This is a genomic window from Bacillus sp. EE-W1, from assembly GCF_009760835.1.
Taxonomy (GTDB): Bacteria; Bacillota; Bacilli; order Bacillales; family Bacillaceae_G; genus Bacillus_A; species Bacillus_A wiedmannii.
In genome coordinates, this window is record NZ_WIPE01000120.1 from 1 (window position 1) to 18,413 (window position 18,413).

At 38.0% G+C, this 18,413-nt stretch carries 25 protein-coding genes; 2 read left to right on the forward strand and 23 right to left on the reverse strand.

The window, feature by feature from the left end:
• Positions 1-98: 98 nt before the first annotated feature.
• The 15 genes from atpG to GFJ36_RS27170 form a co-directional block, all read right to left on the reverse strand.
• Positions 99-959: a F0F1 ATP synthase subunit gamma gene (gene atpG, locus GFJ36_RS27100; protein ID WP_000157696.1), complete on the reverse strand. Its 861-nt coding sequence runs from the start codon at positions 957-959 to the stop codon at positions 99-101.
• A gap of 215 nt (positions 960-1,174) precedes the next feature.
• Entirely contained in the window at positions 1,175-2,683 is a 1,509-nt protein-coding gene (gene atpA / locus GFJ36_RS27105) for a F0F1 ATP synthase subunit alpha (RefSeq protein WP_000027511.1), read from the reverse strand.
• 11 nt (positions 2,684-2,694) lie between these two features.
• Positions 2,695-3,237 (reverse strand): F0F1 ATP synthase subunit delta, encoded by a 543-nt coding sequence (gene atpH / locus GFJ36_RS27110; protein WP_000064683.1) that lies wholly within the window; start codon positions 3,235-3,237, stop codon positions 2,695-2,697.
• On the reverse strand, positions 3,234-3,740 hold the full coding sequence (atpF, locus tag GFJ36_RS27115; protein ID WP_001142625.1) for a F0F1 ATP synthase subunit B: 507 nt from the start codon (positions 3,738-3,740) through the stop codon (positions 3,234-3,236). Before atpF ends, atpH begins: the two co-directional genes overlap by 4 nt.
• Positions 3,741-3,869: 129 nt before the next feature.
• Positions 3,870-4,088, reverse strand: coding sequence for a F0F1 ATP synthase subunit C (gene atpE, locus GFJ36_RS27120; RefSeq protein ID WP_000052064.1), 219 nt, complete (start codon positions 4,086-4,088; stop codon positions 3,870-3,872).
• Between the two features lie 56 nt (positions 4,089-4,144).
• Positions 4,145-4,864 (reverse strand): F0F1 ATP synthase subunit A, encoded by a 720-nt coding sequence (gene atpB / locus GFJ36_RS27125; RefSeq protein WP_048542682.1) that lies wholly within the window; start codon positions 4,862-4,864, stop codon positions 4,145-4,147.
• A gap of 7 nt (positions 4,865-4,871) precedes the next feature.
• On the reverse strand, positions 4,872-5,264 hold the full coding sequence (locus tag GFJ36_RS27130; RefSeq protein ID WP_000567600.1) for an ATP synthase subunit I: 393 nt from the start codon (positions 5,262-5,264) through the stop codon (positions 4,872-4,874).
• Positions 5,264-5,488 (reverse strand): AtpZ/AtpI family protein, encoded by a 225-nt coding sequence (locus GFJ36_RS27135; RefSeq protein ID WP_001171220.1) that lies wholly within the window; start codon positions 5,486-5,488, stop codon positions 5,264-5,266. Before GFJ36_RS27135 ends, GFJ36_RS27130 begins: the two co-directional genes overlap by 1 nt.
• A gap of 26 nt (positions 5,489-5,514) precedes the next feature.
• Complete coding sequence (locus tag GFJ36_RS27140) at positions 5,515-5,628, reverse strand: DUF4024 domain-containing protein (RefSeq protein WP_048542683.1); 114 nt, start codon at positions 5,626-5,628, stop codon at positions 5,515-5,517.
• 372 nt (positions 5,629-6,000) lie between these two features.
• Positions 6,001-6,630, reverse strand: coding sequence for a uracil phosphoribosyltransferase (gene upp, locus GFJ36_RS27145; RefSeq protein ID WP_000517539.1), 630 nt, complete (start codon positions 6,628-6,630; stop codon positions 6,001-6,003).
• 272 nt (positions 6,631-6,902) lie between these two features.
• Positions 6,903-8,144, reverse strand: a complete 1,242-nt coding sequence (gene glyA / locus GFJ36_RS27150; protein WP_000349796.1) for a serine hydroxymethyltransferase — start codon at positions 8,142-8,144, stop codon at positions 6,903-6,905.
• Between the two features lie 253 nt (positions 8,145-8,397).
• Entirely contained in the window at positions 8,398-9,015 is a 618-nt protein-coding gene (locus GFJ36_RS27155; RefSeq protein WP_095205689.1) for a TIGR01440 family protein, read from the reverse strand.
• Between the two features lie 21 nt (positions 9,016-9,036).
• Entirely contained in the window at positions 9,037-9,480 is a 444-nt protein-coding gene (rpiB, locus tag GFJ36_RS27160) for a ribose 5-phosphate isomerase B (RefSeq protein ID WP_000869917.1), read from the reverse strand.
• 96 nt (positions 9,481-9,576) lie between these two features.
• A complete protein-coding gene (locus GFJ36_RS27165; protein ID WP_088064866.1) occupies positions 9,577-10,017 on the reverse strand; it encodes a low molecular weight protein arginine phosphatase in 441 nt (146 codons plus the stop codon).
• A gap of 247 nt (positions 10,018-10,264) precedes the next feature.
• Positions 10,265-10,762 carry a PTS sugar transporter subunit IIA gene (locus GFJ36_RS27170; protein ID WP_087985978.1) on the reverse strand — a complete coding sequence of 166 codons (498 nt, stop codon included), beginning with the start codon at positions 10,760-10,762 and terminating at the stop codon, positions 10,265-10,267.
• Between the two features lie 387 nt (positions 10,763-11,149).
• Here GFJ36_RS27170 and GFJ36_RS27175 point away from each other — a divergent pair, with 387 nt between their 5' ends.
• Positions 11,150-11,536 (forward strand): DoxX family protein, encoded by a 387-nt coding sequence (locus tag GFJ36_RS27175; protein ID WP_087985979.1) that lies wholly within the window; start codon positions 11,150-11,152, stop codon positions 11,534-11,536.
• A 159-nt stretch (positions 11,537-11,695) separates the two neighbouring features.
• The gene (locus GFJ36_RS27180) at positions 11,696-12,307 is read left to right on the forward strand and encodes a flavin reductase family protein (RefSeq protein WP_073517195.1); all 612 of its coding nucleotides are present in this window, start codon (positions 11,696-11,698) and stop codon (positions 12,305-12,307) included.
• A 267-nt stretch (positions 12,308-12,574) separates the two neighbouring features.
• On the opposite strand, the gene GFJ36_RS27185 is transcribed toward GFJ36_RS27180, so the two are convergent.
• The 8 genes from GFJ36_RS27185 to prfA all read right to left on the reverse strand — a co-directional run bounded on the left by GFJ36_RS27185 (position 12,575) and on the right by prfA (position 18,266).
• The gene (locus GFJ36_RS27185) at positions 12,575-12,853 is read right to left on the reverse strand and encodes a DUF3935 domain-containing protein (RefSeq protein WP_048542692.1); all 279 of its coding nucleotides are present in this window, start codon (positions 12,851-12,853) and stop codon (positions 12,575-12,577) included.
• 81 nt (positions 12,854-12,934) lie between these two features.
• Entirely contained in the window at positions 12,935-13,066 is a 132-nt protein-coding gene (locus GFJ36_RS30015) for a hypothetical protein (protein ID WP_255288440.1), read from the reverse strand.
• Positions 13,067-13,085: 19 nt separating this feature from the next.
• A complete protein-coding gene (locus tag GFJ36_RS27190) occupies positions 13,086-13,634 on the reverse strand; it encodes a manganese efflux pump MntP (RefSeq protein ID WP_048542694.1) in 549 nt (182 codons plus the stop codon).
• A gap of 74 nt (positions 13,635-13,708) precedes the next feature.
• Positions 13,709-14,752, reverse strand: coding sequence for an L-threonylcarbamoyladenylate synthase (locus GFJ36_RS27195; RefSeq protein ID WP_048560279.1), 1,044 nt, complete (start codon positions 14,750-14,752; stop codon positions 13,709-13,711).
• Between the two features lie 108 nt (positions 14,753-14,860).
• Complete coding sequence (locus tag GFJ36_RS27200) at positions 14,861-15,319, reverse strand: GNAT family N-acetyltransferase (RefSeq protein WP_088608232.1); 459 nt, start codon at positions 15,317-15,319, stop codon at positions 14,861-14,863.
• A gap of 49 nt (positions 15,320-15,368) precedes the next feature.
• Positions 15,369-16,235 carry a stage II sporulation protein R gene (gene spoIIR / locus GFJ36_RS27205; protein ID WP_088608334.1) on the reverse strand — a complete coding sequence of 289 codons (867 nt, stop codon included), beginning with the start codon at positions 16,233-16,235 and terminating at the stop codon, positions 15,369-15,371.
• Positions 16,236-16,347: 112 nt separating this feature from the next.
• Entirely contained in the window at positions 16,348-17,199 is an 852-nt protein-coding gene (gene prmC, locus GFJ36_RS27210) for a peptide chain release factor N(5)-glutamine methyltransferase (protein WP_087985982.1), read from the reverse strand.
• Positions 17,199-18,266 carry a peptide chain release factor 1 gene (gene prfA, locus GFJ36_RS27215; protein WP_002096180.1) on the reverse strand — a complete coding sequence of 356 codons (1,068 nt, stop codon included), beginning with the start codon at positions 18,264-18,266 and terminating at the stop codon, positions 17,199-17,201. The genes prmC and prfA overlap by 1 nt, the downstream gene beginning before the upstream one ends.
• Positions 18,267-18,413 lie beyond the last annotated feature (147 nt).

Below are 18,413 nucleotides of genomic sequence, written 5' to 3' on the forward strand. Positions count from 1 at the left end.
TTCGGTGGCTTCGCTTTTTCCTGCGAGGCACAAATCGCCTCTACGTCAAAAGCTCCATCCCCCTCTCATTCTGAACAAACCGCCTACGCTTTTTATTACTACTCTAACGCTGCTGCTCCACCAACGATTTCCGTAATTTCTTGCGTAATCGCTGCCTGACGCGCACGGTTGAATGAAAGTGTAAGTGAATCGATAACTTCCATTGCGTTGTCTGTAGCACTCTTCATTGCTGTCATACGCGCTGCGTGTTCACTTGCTTTACCGTCTAGTAATGCACCGTACACTAAGCTTTCTGCGTATTGTGGCAATAGTACTTTTAAAATTTCTTCTTCAGAAGGTTCGAATTCATAAGCTGTCGTCGGTTTGTCAGACGCCACATCAGTAAGCGGTAAAATTTTATTTTCCGTTACTTCTTGTGAAATTTTACTTACGTAATGGTTGTAGTAAATATACAGCTCATCATAAGCACCATCTGCAAACATCGCAATTGCTCGAGAAGCAAGATCTTTAATATCAGTAAATGATGGGTGGTCAGATAGTCCAACTACTTCATCAATGATGTTAAAGCCGCGACGTTTTAAATAATCACGTCCTAGTCGGCCAAGCACAATAATTGAATATTGGTTTGAATCCATATTATGACGTTCACGAATTACGTTACTTACTGTACGTAATACGTTACTGTTATAACCACCTGCTAGTCCGCGATCAGATGTAATAACGATGTATCCTGTACGCTTTACAGGACGCGCATTTAGCATCGGATGATTAATTCCTTTACTTCCTTGCGCAATGCTCGCTACTACTTCTTGAATCTTTTCCATATACGGAACGAAAGATTTAGCATTTTGCTCTGCACGGTTTAACTTAGATGCAGATACCATCTCCATCGCTTTCGTAATTTGACTCGTTTTCTTTGTCGAGTTAATCTTCGCTTTTATATCGCGTAAAGATGCCACAGGTTTTCACCACCTTTTTTCCGGAAGTTGGCACGATTAGTAAGAATTCTCTTCCTAATCTACGTTGCAAGATATTCTTGCTCATGATTGAAGGAAAAGAATAGGTGCACCTACTCTTTTCCTTTACATAACCGTCAGCAATCTCAAAACTTGAGATGCCTTTTATATATTATCTAGCTCCAGTGGCTTGAACGAGCCTCTGGAGCTTTTATTCATTACTCAGAAGCTACGAATACTTTTTTAAATCCATTAATAGCTGCTGCAAATTTGTCGTCATCCGCAAGTTTCTTAGTTGTGCGGATTTCTTCTAATAAGTCAGTCGCATTAGAATCTAACCAAGCATGGAATTCTTCTTCGAAACGAGTGATATCTACTACTGGGATATCATCTAGGAATCCACGTGTTAAAGCGTAAAGAATGATAACTTGTTTCTCTACACGTAATGGTTTGTGTAATCCTTGTTTTAATACCTCAACAGTACGAGCACCACGGTTTAGTTTCGCTTGAGTTGCTTTATCAAGGTCAGAACCGAACTGAGCGAACGCTTCTAACTCACGGTAAGATGCAAGGTCAAGACGAAGTGTACCTGATACTTTACTCATTGCTTTAATCTGAGCAGATCCACCTACACGAGATACAGAAGTACCCGCATCGATTGCTGGACGTACGCCAGAGAAGAATAGGTCAGATTGTAAGAAGATTTGTCCATCCGTAATAGAAATTACGTTTGTTGGGATGTAAGCTGATACGTCCCCTGCTTGTGTTTCGATGAAAGGTAGTGCAGTTAAAGAACCGCCGCCTCTTGCATCACTTAATTTTGCTGCACGCTCTAATAAGCGAGAATGTAAGTAGAATACATCCCCTGGATATGCTTCACGACCTGGAGGACGACGTAATAGTAATGAAAGCTCACGGTAAGCCGCTGCTTGTTTTGATAAGTCATCATATACTACTAATACGTGTTTACCATTGTACATGAACTCTTCACCCATTGTTACACCAGCATAAGCAGCTAAGTATAATAATGGAGCTGGTTGAGAAGCTGATGCAGTTACAACGATTGTGTAATCTAATGCACCGTGCTTACGTAGTGTTTCTACTACGTTACGTACAGTTGATTCTTTTTGTCCGATAGCTACATAGATACAAATCATATCTTCATCTTTTTGGTTAATGATTGTATCAAGTGCAACTGCTGTTTTACCTGTTTGACGGTCACCAATGATTAACTCACGTTGACCACGGCCAATTGGTACAAGAGCATCGATCGCTTTAATACCTGTTTGAAGTGGCTCATGAACAGATTTACGATCCATTACACCTGGTGCTGGACTTTCGATTGGACGAGTGTTTGTTGTATTGATTGGGCCTAAACCATCAACTGGTTGACCTAATGGGTTTACAACACGACCGATTAGTTCTTTTCCTACTGGTACTTGCATGATGCGACCAGTACGACGAACTTCGTCACCTTCACGAATTTCTGTGTAAGGTCCTAAAATAATGATACCTACGTTGTTTTCCTCTAAGTTTTGTGCTAGTCCCATAACGCCGTTAGAGAACTCTACAAGTTCACCAGCCATAACGTTATCAAGACCATGAGCACGCGCAATACCGTCACCAACTTGGATAACTGTACCAACATCACTAACTTCGATTTCAGACTGATAGTTCTCGATTTGTTGCTTTATCAGTGCGCTAATTTCTTCAGCTCTGATGCTCATGTGCTTCACCCCTATCTATTCTTCATTAATTCACGCTGAATACGTGCTAATTTTCCTTGTAAGCTTCCGTCGTAAATGCGATTTCCAATACGTACTTTAATGCCGCCTAGTAAATCTTCATCTACAACATTTTTTACGCGAATTGCATCTTTTCCCGTTCTCTTTGCAAATGCTTCTGCAATGTTAAGCTTCTCTTCTTCTGATAGAAGACGAGTAGAATATACAGTTGCGTCGGCTACGTTACGTTCTTCATTAGCAAGAACAACATATTCATCTGCAATTTCAGGTAAGATATCAATGCGTTTGTTATCAATTAAAATATATAACGTATTTAAAATAGATTCAGAAACAGATCCGAATACGTTCGCAAGAAACGTTTTCTTCTGCTCTTTTGAAATGTTCGGTTGCGTTAAAAAGCTATGTAGTTCTCCGTTCTTTACATAAACGTTTTGTACAAGGCGTAATTCCTCTTCAAACATTTCTAATACGTGTTTTTCTTTTGCAATTTTAAAAAGAGCGACAGCATAACGTTTTGCTACAATCCCATTGCTCATCGCGCTTCTCCTACTTCTTTAATATAATCGCGAATTAACTTAACTTGATCTTCTTCTTTTAACTCTTTTTCAATTACTTTAGAAGCAATTTGAACAGATAAAGAAGCGACTTGTTCTTGTAAAGCAGCAATCGCTTGCTCTTTTTCGCGTTGAATTTCTTGTACAGCAGATGCTTTAATTGATTCTGCTTCTTCTTTCGCAGCAGCAACAATAACATCTTTTTGATCTACAGCTTGTTTTTTCGCTCTTTCGATTAACTCTTGTGCTTCAACACGCGATTGTTTTAACATTTCACGTTGTTCTTCTACTAATTTCTTCGCTTCAGCGTTACTTCTTTCTGCAGCGTCGATTTCATTAGTAACATGCTCTTCACGTTCTTTCATAATTCCCATTAAAGGGCCCCACGCGAATTTGCGTAGCATTACTAATAGAAGTAAGAAAATGAACAATGTATAAGCAATCGTTCCAAATGGAATGGAAGCCCCTAATAATAAAGTTGGCACAAGGATTCACTCCCTTCAAAATATCTAAATTGATCATATGAAAAAAAAAGACATACGTTTCGTTCATAAAGCAATGGCGAAGAAAGTTCGGAAAAACACTCTTCGCCATCTATGTAAGGGGAGTCTCCCTTATTTGTTCATTACGATGAATGCAATAACTACACCGATGATTGGAAGTGCCTCAACTAAAGCAACCCCGATGAACATAATTGTTTGAAGCGCGCCTTTTAATTCTGGTTGACGAGCAACACCTTCGATTGTACGTGATACGATAAGACCGTTACCAATACCTGCACCTAATGCTGATAAACCAATTGCAATTGCAGCTGCGATTACACCTAAACTCATTTAATTTGTCCTCCTTTGTATTATAAAAAAATAAATTTTTTCTTACTTAAATTATATTAATGGTCATGGCTTACTTTATGAGCCATATAAACCATCGTTAACATAACGAAAATAAATGACTGGATTGATCCAACGAATACACTGAATCCCATCCATGCTAACATTGGTACAAGCGCACCTAATGCTCCAAGGAATGATGCCCCGCCTAACTTAGCAAGTAATCCTAATAAGATTTCACCTGCATAAATGTTACCGAATAAACGAAGACCTAACGTTAATGTGTTAGCAAACTCCTCAATAACCTTTAATGGGAATAAGAATTTCATAGGTTGGAAATAACCTTTTACGTATTCTTTCGTACCCTTCATCTTAATTCCATAATAATGGGTGAGGGTAACTACCATCACGGCTAATGTTAATGTAACTGCTGGATCAGACGTTGGTGATCTCCACCATGCAATATGTTCGCCAGCCTCAACTGTTGAATACATGAATGGTAAACCAAGGAAGTTCGATACGATGATAAACATGATAAGCGTAACGCCAAGCGTTAAGAAACGTCCACCTGTTTTCCAGTCCATCGTACTATTGATAATCCCTTTCACGAAGTCAAACACCCATTCCATGAAGTTTTGCATCCCGGTTGGGCGAAGGGCTAAACTGCGAGTTCCGATAACAGCGATTAAGAAAACTATAACTGCTGCTACAGTAACCATCATAACTGATGACAAATCGAACGTTAAACCTAGAAATTTAACTAATTTACCGTGTTCCACTAGTAATTCACCTCTCTTCCCTGCTCTTATACTCTAAATAAAGAAAATCTATGATCATGACAAGGTATCCTGTCAGCAATCCTACACCTAGGCCCCACATCGCGATTAACTCTTGATATTTGGCTGCAAATAAAATTAATAATCCAATCGTGGCGAATCTCGAATATGTACTTACCGCTGTCGCCTTAAACTTCACGTTTTCTCCATTTGTTACGCGATCCAACAGCTTGTCTGTTCTACGTGCAATGATGCGCAAACTAAGAAAACTGAAAATCGTTCCGATAATCAGCCCAAGAAATACATCCTTGTAAGAGGTGAATCCCCATCCTAGCACTAGAAGCGCAAGCAAGTAGTACATATATTTCTTTTGTCTTTGGACAAGTCCATGTACGTCTATCATCATTGCTCTCCCGAATAGTAATGTCGAATGAGTCGAATCATTGCGTATATCCCTGTTCCTAATCCGAGTAATAACCCTATAATAAGAAACAATGGAAACGTTCCAACCTTACTATCAATCCACTGCCCACCAAAGATTCCAATAAGAATAGAACCGACTAACTGAGCAAGAATACCTGACATTAAAGCATAAGCTTTTATATGGCTGCGATCGTTTTTTTGCAAGGATTCATCCCTCCAATATGTAACCCTCATTCACGATGTGTTAATAATAACTCATTTTTTTGCATAAATCCTATACAAATTAAAAAGTTTACATTTTCGTCACGGAATAGATGTATTTTTGTCACTGAAAGCCCTACCATCTATCCCCGTTGTTAGCATACAATAGGGTATTAACAGTGTCAACGAGAAATCGTAAAAAATCAAAAAATTTGAGTATTAGTCATTTCCTCCCAAAAATGAAAACGTTCCCCTTCTAAATACTGGTTAGAGATATGCAATTTCTAGCAGTTTTCTCATTATAATAGAAGGAAATGTTCACAAGTTTGTCACTATTATATTTTTACGATATAACGCTTTCCTTCCATAATATAGTGCTCTTTAGACGTAAGACTTCTATATTATATGTGGTGTGTATTCAACTTATGTTGTATATACTATGTATATTTATCCCCCCTCCCCTACCTCATCATAGTACAAAAAAACGAGAGGGAAATCCCCTCTCGTCAGTTGTCTTACTTCGTTCCGAATAAACGGTCACCAGCATCACCAAGACCTGGTACTACATATCCGTGATCATTTAATTTCTCATCTAATGCTGCTACATAAATATCAACATCAGGATGTTCTTCTTGTACTACTTTTACTCCTTCTGGAGCTGCAACGATACACATTAATTTAATTTGTTTTGCACCGCGCTTTTTCAGAGAGTTAATTGCTTCAGCTGCAGAACCACCTGTTGCTAGCATCGGATCTAGTACGATAAAGTCACGTTCTTCTACATCCGTTGGAAGTTTCACATAGTATTCTACCGGTTGTAACGTTTTAGGGTCACGGTATAAACCAACGTGTCCTACTTTTGCTGCTGGAATTAATTTCAGAATTCCATCAACCATTCCTAAACCTGCACGTAAAATCGGAATTAAACCAAGCTTTTTACCAGCGATCACTTTTGTTGTCGCTTTGCTTACAGGTGTTTCAATTTCAATGTCTTTAAGTGGAAGATCGCGAGTAATTTCGAAAGCCATTAAACTTGCTACTTCGTCCACTAATTCACGAAAATCTTTCGTACCTGTATTCTTATCGCGAATATATGTAATCTTATGTTGAATTAACGGGTGATCAAATACATACAGTTTTCCCATGTGAATCTCTCCTTTAGATGATATTCATGCGTTTGCACGCTTTTTTACACTATTTACGATTGTAAAGAAAACGCTACTAATATTCAAGGGCAAATTTGGCAAAATCATGATTTTACGATGAATCTATCTAGTATCTTTACCAATTATGGGAGCTGTATCCTTCATTATATCGCCAAAATTTATTCATCATTTGTATACATACTTAAAGAACAATATATGTCCAAAAAAAAAACTGCCAAAACAATTACGTCTCAGCAGTCTTCTTTAATCTATTATAGGTCTGTGTACATTGGGAATTTGCTCGTTAACGCTTCTACACGCTTACTTGCTTCTTCTAATGCAGCTTCATTTTCATGATTTTTTAATGTGTAAGCAATAAGTGACGCAATTTCATCCATTTCTTCTAAACCGAAACCACGAGATGTTACAGCTGCCGTACCGATACGTACACCGCTTGTTACAAATGGGCTTGCTGTTTCAAATGGAATTGTATTTTTGTTCACTGTAATACCAACTTCATCTAACACGTGCTCTGCTACTTTACCTGTGATTTCTAAGTTACGAACATCAATCAGGATTAAATGATTGTCTGTTCCACCAGAAACAAGTGTAAGTCCTTCTTTTTGAAGACCTTCAGCTAAGCGATTCGCATTATTAATGATATTTTGTGCATATGTTTTAAAATCATCTTGTAGTGTCTCACCAAATGCAACAGCTTTTGCAGCGATTACGTGCATAAGTGGACCACCTTGAATACCAGGGAAGATTGATTTATCAATTTGTTTTGCAAATTGCTCTTCACATAAAATCATACCACCACGTGGACCACGTAATGTTTTATGTGTTGTCGTTGTAACGAAATGCGCGTGTGGTACTGGGTTTGGATGTAAACCAGCAGCTACTAAACCAGCGATATGTGCCATATCAACCATAAAGTATGCACCCACTTCATCTGCAATCTCACGGAATCGTTTGAAATCGATAACACGAGGATATGCACTTGCACCTGCAACGATTAATTTTGGTTTATGTTCTTTCGCTTTTGCTAATACATCATCGTAATTAATACGGTGAGATTCAGCATCCACGCCATATTCTACGAAATTATATTGTACTCCACTGAAGTTAACAGGGCTTCCGTGTGTTAAGTGACCACCATGAGATAAATTCATACCAAGTACTGTATCGCCTTGCTCTAAAATCGTAAAGTATACTGCCATGTTCGCTTGTGCACCAGAATGTGGTTGAACATTTACATGCTCTGCACCAAAAATTTCTTTCGCGCGGTCACGTGCGATATCTTCCACTACGTCTACGTGCTCACAGCCACCATAGTAACGTTTTCCAGGATATCCCTCAGCATACTTATTCGTTAAAACAGAACCTTGCGCCTCCATTACTGCTTCACTTACGAAGTTTTCCGAAGCAATTAACTCAATCTTTGAACGCTGTCTTCCTAGTTCTGCCTCAATTGCAGCAAATACCTTTTCATCTTGACGTTTTAAATGATCCACCAAAATCCCCCTTTTCTGAACGAATTACATCGATTCCCAATAGTTTTTTCTCATTTATTCAGAAAAAACGAAAATTCAGGTTGTAATTCTTTCGAACCTTCATGTTTTCAACTACATTCTAACATGACTTTCTATATCATAAAAGAAAAAAAAGACCGAAAATCGGTCTTTTCTTTCTTCTATTATAAAGTCAGACTACATACCTTTTATCTTTCGATATAAAGCTATTATGCGACTTTATAATTTTTCATGTCTAACGGCAAGTTATAGTCTCTTCCTTCGCCGCATAAACAGCACGTGCTCCACCAATTAGTTTTCCACGTGTCGTTGCCATCGTTACATGCGCACTTCCAATTTCCTTCACACCTGTACGAACCGGAACAGCTACATGCTTTAAATGCATACCAATAAATGTATCACCAATATCCATTCCTGCATCTGCTTTAATAAACTCAATTACTACCGGATCTTTCAAATTGTGATACGCATATGTTGCTAATGCACCACCTGCTGATCTAACAGGCGTAACTGTTACAATTTCAAATTGATATTTCATCGCCAACTCTCTCTCAACTACTAAAGCACGGTTTAAATGCTCGCAACATTGAAACGCCAACTCAATACCTGTTTGTTCTTGAAATTGTTTTAACTCAGAAAAAATCGCCTCTGCTACTTCCATCGTTCCTGATGTCCCAATTCTTTCTCCTAGCACTTCGCTCGTGCTACACCCCACTACAAAAATTTGTCCACTTTGTAATGAAGCTTGTTCTTGGAAATCAGCAAGCGAAATTTGTAACTGTTCTCTTACCTTTACGATTTCTGTCATTACGCCTCTTCCTTTCACAGGTTGGTTCACCAAATTATATTTCATACTACTTCTAGTTAGAATCTATTACTTTGTTTCGTATGTTTTAATTTTCCCTACGCGGTTTTCGTGACGACCACCTTCATAGTCAGTTGTTAACCAAATTTTTGCGATGTCACGTGCTAGACCTGCACCAATTACACGCTCGCCCATTGCTAACATGTTCGTATCATTATGCTCTCTCGTTGCTTTCGCACTGAAAGTATCATGAACTAATGCACAACGAATACCATTTACTTTGTTTGCTGCAATTGACATACCGATGCCTGTCCCACAAACTAAAATACCACGATCTACCTCGCCATTCGCTACCATTTCCGCTGCTGGAAACGCAAAATCAGGGTAATCAACAGAACCAGCTTCACATTCACAACCTAAATCAATATATTCAATATTTAACTCTTCTAATAAACTTACAAGTTCTTTACGGATATTCATACCGCCGTGATCAGATGCTACTACTACTTTCATTTTTACCCCTCCAAAGTTTCAATCAATTATCTTCATTTCTCACTCGTTACCTTAACGGAACGAAGTAATCTCCAATATCGTATTATACACGAAACATCAACCTTCTGAATGTTTTTTCAGTAAAGTTTGTACAAGTTTTTCCATCTCTTCTAACGTTTCTTTATAAATAGAAAGTGAACCGCCAAATGGATCTGAAATATCCTTACTTATCCCCTCAGTTACTCCATATAATGTATCCACTTTCTTTTCAACACTCGGATAATGCCCAAGTACAATTTGCTTATGGTTTTCCGTCATTGTTACTACAATATCTGCCCAATCAATCAAAGCTTCATTTATCTGTTGCGAAGCATGATCGATTGTAATTCCCTTTTCAGCTAAAGCTTCCTTTGCATATATCGACGCATCACTTCCAGGATAGGCGAAAACACCAGCAGATTGCACTTCAAACTTCCCTTCTCCATGATGACGAAGTAACGCCTCAGCCATCGGGCTACGGCATGTATTTCCAGTGCAAACAAATAACACTCGTTCCATCCAAACCCACCCCTTTTCTTCTTTTTCCTATCTTTCATCATAACGTACATAAGAATAGAACAAAAGAAATGTGAATATACGAAAGGCGCATTTCTCTTATATTTTTTCTAAGAAAAATGCGCCTTATCCACATATATGTGAAACCCTATTTCCAAGTGCCTAGAGTATTTTAACATACATAGCAAGCGTACTACAAAACAAAAGAAGGAATCCATTTCATATGAAACGGATTCCTCTTATACAATAATTATTTCATTGTAACTTTCATTACTTCTGTTGAACCTTTTGTAGCTGTTACGCCTACAGTTGTTTTAATAGACTCAGCTGCATCTGTGTTTGTAATAACGATTGGAGTAATTGTACTTTTCGCTTTTTCACGGATTAATTCTAAGTCGAATGAGATTAATTTATCTCCAGCTTTTACAGCTTGGCCTTCAGAAACGTGAGCTTCGAAACCTTCGCCTTCCATTTTTACAGTTTCTAATCCAACGTGGATTAAAATTTCTGTACCGTTTTTCGCTTTAATTCCTACAGCATGTTTTGTGTGGAATAATTGTACGATTTCACCATCAACTGGAGATACAACTAGACCTTCAGTAGGATCGATTGCAACACCTTCACCCATCATACGACCAGCGAATACTGGATCTGGTACTTCTTCAATATTTTTCACTGCTCCAGTTAATGGAGCTACGATTGTTTCTTCATTTGTTTTTGAACCAAAACCGAATAATTTTTTAAACATAGGATAGTCCTCCTCATAATTTACCTAAAAGTTTATAGGGCAATCCCTAGTAAAACTCGGGATACATGTAAGACTTCATACTTCGAATATTATACTGTAAAAACGCTTTCGAAATAAATTACGTCATTACTAATAGACTCTTATTGTAGCTCTTTGCAAAATTCCAGTCAATTCTGATTGTCTGAATAACAATAAGAAGTTAACTTCTACTTATATTTTCTCTTTTTTTACCCGACTTGTCTAGAGGTCTTTACTACATTTTGCTTTTTGTCGCTAATTTGTAAAATTATTTTCAAACTTTTTTCGAAACCTACTTGACTAAAGTAAGTAACTATTTTATTATTACTTACATAAGATAAGTTAATAACTTTTAGGAGGGTTTTTGAAATGATGGATATCGGTCTTCTTATTATTCGTCTTATTATAGGTATTACATTCATGGGTCATGGTGCTCAAAAACTATTTGGTTGGTTCGGCGGTTACGGTTTAAAAGGAACAGGCGGCTGGATGGAGTCAATCGGTTTACGTCCTGGTGTATTCATGGCATTTATGGCTGGCGCAACTGAATTATTAGGTGGCTTCTTATTCGCATCAGGTATTTTCACTGCAATTGGTTCATTATTTATCGTTGGAACAATGTTAATGGCAATCTTCACTGTTCACGGAAAAAATGGTTACTGGGTAACACAAAACGGATATGAATACAATTTAATGTTAATCGCTGTTGCTGTCGGAGTAGCTTTAATCGGACCTGGGGCATACGTTTTATTATAATTTTTATCTTGAATTCGAGATTATTTAGACGGAACTTACTTCGATCACAATGAAGTAAGTTCTTTTTATGTAATAAAAATATTATTTTCAGCAGGAGTTTTCCACTAACATCTTGTAAACAAACAATAAGTCGTCATATTTAGAAAGGGGATTTTACGCATGTTATCCATTAATCCAAATGAACAAACGGAAAAAGAGAATTACAAATTATTAACGGGAAGTATCATTCCACGCCCTGTCGCATTCGTTACTTCTGTAACAAAAGACGGCGTATTAAACGGAGCACCGTATAGCTATTTCAATATTGTCGCTGCTAATCCACCACTTATCTCAGTTTCTGTACAACGAAAAGCAGGAACACCGAAAGATACTTCTCGAAACGCAATCGAAAAGGGTGAGTTTGTCGTACATATTTCTGATGAATCTTACGTAGAAGCAATTAACGAAACAGCGGCTAACCTCCCGCCAAATGAAAGCGAAATTGAACTAGCAAAACTAACACCAATTGAAAGTGATGTTATCTCCGTTCCAGGTGTAAAAGAAGCAAATATTCGAATGGAGTGCGTACTAGAACGCGCAATCCCTCTTGGCGGAACAGAAGACTCACCAGCTTGCGATCTACTAATCGGACGCGTCGTTCGTTTCCACGTCGCAGAACACCTATACGAAAACGGCCGCATTCATGCAGAAGGACTAAAACCAGTAAGCCGTCTAGCAGGACACAACTACGCAAAACTAGGAGAACAATTTGAATTGGTAAGGCCTATCTAAAAGTGGAAGTGGCCCGCTTAGCTCTGACCGGCTAAGGTTCTCTCGCACAAAAGGTGCTTTTTACCTTTCGTGCGGGAGGTTGTTAGATGCGAAGAGCTAGTCGCTGGAACCGGATATATCTAAAAGCGGAGGCGGCTCGTTCAGAATCGCAGGGCATTGGAGCTCTCGACCTTGAAGTGCTTTTTGCTTCGAGCGAGAGAGCGAATGTAACTCAATTACTTCCATCACTCAAACATAAAATCCCCTGCTATTTAGCAAGGGATTTTATCATTGTAATTCTTCCTTTTTTTCCTCTAAAGTAGATACTTTCTCTTTTTTCGGTTTCCCAAGCTTAATTACTAAGAAATATAGGGAAAGCAATGTAATAAGAAAAACGATTATAAACGGATACGGAGAATAAAAGGCACGCGCTGCCTCCGTTTTTCCCGCAACAAACTTCAATGACTCAATATCTAAAAACTCAGCAAACATTTGTACACCGAGCATACTAAACCAAAAAACAAAAAAACTAATAATAATACCAAAAACTTGCTTCAATCTCGTCATTCATCTCATCCTTTCTATATCTATAATTTTTTAGCGCAATCAGTATAGTATAAATAAAACTATGCACAGAAAGGAGCTATCTTACCATTCGCGAATTAACTTCATCCAACCTAAAATTGAAATTTGCAAAATAATACCCCAAATAACAAGCCGTATTAACCACCTAGGGAAAAAAGTTAAAAATCGAATATACCATTCCAATAATTTATTCATAACTCCCTCCTATTTAAAATTATATAGGAAAAAGGAGATATAATCCAAATCCAACGAGAATGATACCACCTACTATCTCGCCATATGTGCCGAGCATATCTTTTGCATGTCTACCAATTAATAAACCAATCCACGCTAATAACATACTAACAAATCCAAAAAGTAATATCGTAATAATTGTCTGCGCCCCGTAAATACCAAGACTAAGGCCTACTGAAAAACTATCTATACTAACGCCAAATGCAAATACGAATAAACTAATTCCAATAGGGGCCGTTCTAGTCTCTTCATTCTCCAAAATAGATGAATACACAATATAGAATCCTAGTCCAATTAATAAAATAGCACCTGCAAAATGTGCAATGTCTCCATACTGTTCTGATAAAAAACGACCTAATACCATCCCTATAAATGGCATGATAATATGAAATATCCCTATAGTCATACCGATATACAGGATTTGTCTTAACTTTAAGGTCATCATCCCCATACCAAGACTCACCGAGAACGCATCCATCCCTAAAGCGAATGCCATAATTATTAAAGGTATTAGCTGTTCAAACGTCATTCATGTCCCTCCTCGGACGTGCTACTTCAAAATATGCTTATCCGAGGAGAAATATTCGGTTTGCTAATCGTACCTTACGATTCAGTAATAACCTGATGGCCTGCCGCTTTCGTTAAGCGATTCATAATGGCATTCCCTATTCCTTCATTCGGGAATGATTCACTAAAAATAACATCCACTTCACTTGCATCAAACGTTCTAAGTACATCATATAATTTAGTCGCAACGCTAGCTAAATCGCTTCGAACACCACAAGATAATACAACATCCGCGCTATATACATGCTGATATTCTTCCGTCGTTAATACACCTACTTTAAATCCTTCTTCCTTTTTCTTATCCACAATAAGCTGAATAAATTCACGTGAGCCCTCAACAATACTAAGCGGCGCTTTCGGTGCATAATGTGTATATTTCATTCCAGGTGATTTCGGTTTTTCCTTCTCATCCTTTAAAGCCGGATCTAAAGAAACAGTACCGATTACCGCTTCTAATTGTTCTTTCGTAATCCCACCTGGGCGTAATATCGTTGGAACCTCGCTCGTACAATCAATTACAGTCGATTCAACACCTACTCCCGTCGCACCACCATCTACAATACCTGCAATTTTCTCATTTAAATCTTCATATACGTGAGAAGCTAGTGTCGGACTTGGGCGCCCAGAGCGATTCGCACTCGGTGCTGCAACAGGCACATTTGCCTCTTCAATAAGAGCAAGCGCTACTGGATGATCAGGCATTCTTACTCCAACCGTATTAAGTCCTGCCGTCACCTTCTCTGAAATCCCTTCTTTTCTAGGTAAAATAATTGTTAACGGGCCTGGCCAAAAATGCTCCATTAACTTCTCTGCAACTGGCGGGATTTCTTTCACAATCCCATCTAACTGTGATTTTGTACCGATGTGGACAATAAGTGGATTATCACTCGGTCTTCCTTTCGCTTCAAAAATTTTCGCGATTGCTTCATCATTCATCGCGTTTGCACCTAGTCCATATACCGTTTCTGTAGGGAAGGCAATCGCCTCATTTTCCCTTAATAATTTTGCTGCTTCTTGTAACTGTGGATAATATTTTTTTCTTTCCACAACATTATCCACAACCCACATATTTGTATGCATTTTTTCCCACGTCCTTTTCTACCCTGAAATACTTGTCTATTTTTAGTTTACTATGAGATTTATCCAAAAGACAAACAAGGTTTATCCACAAAATGTGGATAAACCTAATTAATCCGTGGATAACTTTGTGAATAGCTGACAATTTAGTATTATTGCATTTGGCTCTTTTATATTTTTACAAAAGTGTTCTAACTGTCGAATTCCCTCTGGTACGTTTTCTTTCTCTATAGTAACAAAGTCAAAAAACTGAAAGATTGTTATAGATTGTGGATGATTTGTTAGTAAGTACAATTGTCGAATATTTTTTTCGTTCATATACTGCAAAAACATTTCAAAAAAATATAAGAAAGTCTGTTTATCCACATTAGGTGTGAATAAACAAGAACGAATCAGTGCGTGTTCTTCACTTTGTTCATATCCGATGACAGCCCGTATTTCTTCCGCCTCTTCCAAAATCATAAATTGCGCGTACAACTCATTTATTTTATCATCTTTTTTATTAGCTTGTCCGAAAAAAGAATGCAATCTTTCCACATCTGTTTTCGTAGCAAAATATACTTTCTTCATAGTAAATCCCTCCTCTTTGTTATATATGAGAAGGGACCTACTAATAGTACTATTTAGAGAATAAAGATGTAAAAGCTTCTACAATAAATAACTTAACTTCTGGCTTTTCTTCTTCCTCCTCTACTTTTACATACTCATTTTGTTTTTCTTGCTTTTGTTCCACAGGTTTCTCCACTTTTTCCACAGCTTTTGTTTCTTCTTTACTTACAGGTTGTTCTTCTACTTTTGTTTCATTTTTTACTACTTTCTTTTCAGACGCTGTTACTTTTTTTGCGACTTCCTGCTTTACAGCTTTCTTTTCTTTCACCTCATCCTCTTTTTTCTCTTCTGTATTTACTACTTCTTCATCATCTATTTTTTTTACTTGCTCCTCTTCAGGAGATTCAGCCTTCACAACATGTTCTTCTTTCCTTACAGCTGTACCACTTGAAAAATCTAAGAAACACATCGGTGGAAATAATACACACCACCAGTTTGCCCCTTCCCCTTCCCCAATTGTAATCAATACCGCCTCATATTCCCCTGCTGGATAAATAAAATTACCATATACCTTTGTAGGGAACTTTACATTCTTACTAAATTTCACTTGAAATGAATCTTTACTTCCTTCTTTTTTCAACGTATTTGCCACTGTTTTTTCGATTTCTGGAATATGACTTTGAATGACTTTACGTGCCTCTTCAAATGAAGTTAAATCTGCTACCCATCCATCAATTTGTGCTTTTACTTCATCACGCACTTTGCGCTTTAAAGCCTGATCTTTATCTGAATCACTATTTGCTAAAATCCGTAATCGAACGGCCTCTTTCGGAATAACTGAAGGCCCTTTCGCATCAGCTTTCATATATCCAAACTGCACAAGCAACTGTGCACCAATTAATAATAGAAGAAGATAAGCAATAACTTGTTTTTTCATTTCCTCCACCGTCCCTTCTACAAACAGTGTGGACAGACTTTCATCTTTCTAAACTATTAAATTCAAAATCTATATAAATTTTTCCACAAAAAAATAGAGTAAGGTGTGAACCTTACTCCATCTCTGCAAATACCATACGATCTTTTCCATTAATATCAAAAACAACCTCAACATGAGCATGTGGAAAAGCTTGTTGTAACAACCCTTTTACATCCTCACCTTGCCCTACTCCAATTTCAAATGCCACAATTGCTTTCTTCTTCAACACATTCGGCAACTCTTCCATAAAACGGCGATAGAAATCTAATCCGTCTTCACCGCCAACAAGTGCTCTCTTTGGCTCATGCTCTTTCACCACAGGAGAAAGGCCACGCCAATCCTCTTCCGGTATATATGGAGGGTTTGAAACAACAACATCTAACTTTTGACCTGTTTTATAAAATGGTGACAATAAATCACCATGATAGAACGTTACTTCTGCGCCCAAAGTTTTTGCATTTTCTTTTGCAACTTCAATCGACTCTTGTGCAATATCTACCGTATACACATGAAGATTTTTATTTTCTAAAGCAAGCGTAATAGAAATCGCTCCACTACCTGTACCAATGTCCGCCACATGTAGTTTCTCATCGCCAAAATGACGCTCGATTCTTTCTAACACTCCCACTATAAGCTCTTCTGTTTCCGGTCTGGGTATTAATACTTCTTCATTCACAAAGAACGACCGTCCATAAAACATTTCATAACCAATCATATATTGAATAGGAATACCTTCTACATGCTTGTGAATAAACTCCGTAAAACTCGTTTCTTGTTCCACAGTTATTTCTTCACGCATATTCATGAGCATTCCGGTTCTGTTCGTCTTTAATACATGACAAAGGACAAGTTCTCCCGCATTTTCATCTCGTCCATTTTCCTGTAAAAAAGAAGAAGCCCATTTCAGGGCTTCATAGACACGCATTACTCAGCTGCCTCCATCTTTTGAGCCTGATCTTCCATCACTAAGGCATTGATGAAATCATCTAACTTACCTTGTAAGATTTGATCTAGCTTTTGAATCGTTAAACCGATTCGATGGTCTGTAACGCGGTTTTGCGGGAAATTATACGTACGAATACGCTCTGAACGATCACCCGTACCAACAGCTTGTTTACGGTTTTGATCATACTCAGCTTGCGCTTCTTGTCTAAACTTATCATAAACACGTGCGCGTAATACTTTCATCGCTTTTTCTTTATTCTTGATTTGTGATTTCTCATCCTGACACGATACAACTACACCAGTCGGTAAATGCGTTAAACGTACCGCTGACATCGTTGTATTAACACTTTGTCCACCAGGACCACTAGAAGCAAACGTATCAACACGAACATCTTTTTCATGAATACTAATTTCTACTTCTTCTGCCTCTGGTAATACAGCTACAGTTGCTGTAGATGTATGAATACGTCCACCAGATTCCGTTTCAGGAACACGTTGTACACGGTGAGCACCATTCTCGAATTTCAGCTTCGCGAACGCACCTTTACCGTTAATCATAAAGATAATCTCTTTATATCCACCTAACTCTGTATAGCTCGCTTCGATAATTTCAGTTTTCCAACCTTGTACCTCAGCATAACGGCTATACATACGATATAAATCACCAGCAAATAAAGCGGCCTCGTCACCACCAGCAGCACCACGAACCTCAACGATAACGTTTTTATCATCATTAGGGTCTTTTGGAACAAGTAAAATTTTCAGACGCTCTGACAATTCTTTATCTTGCCCTTCTAATTCAGAAACCTCTTCTTTTACCATGTCACGCATATCAGCGTCTAACTTATCTTCTAACATTGCTTTTGCATCTCTTAATTGCTCACGAACATCTTTATACTCACGGTACACCTCTACCGTTTCCTGCATATCAGATTGTTCCTTTGAATACTCACGAAGCTTATTCGTATCGCTAATAACCTCTGGATCACTTAACAATTCATTTAACTTCTCATAACGATCTTCTACAGCCTGCAAACGATCTAACACACCATTCACCTCTACATCCTAGTATCTAATACAAATAGTATATGGTACTTAATCAAAAAAACGCAAATTATATTTAAAAGCGTAAGCGGCTTGCTCAGAATCGCAGGACATTGGAACTCTCGACCTTGAAGCGCTCTTTGCTTCGAG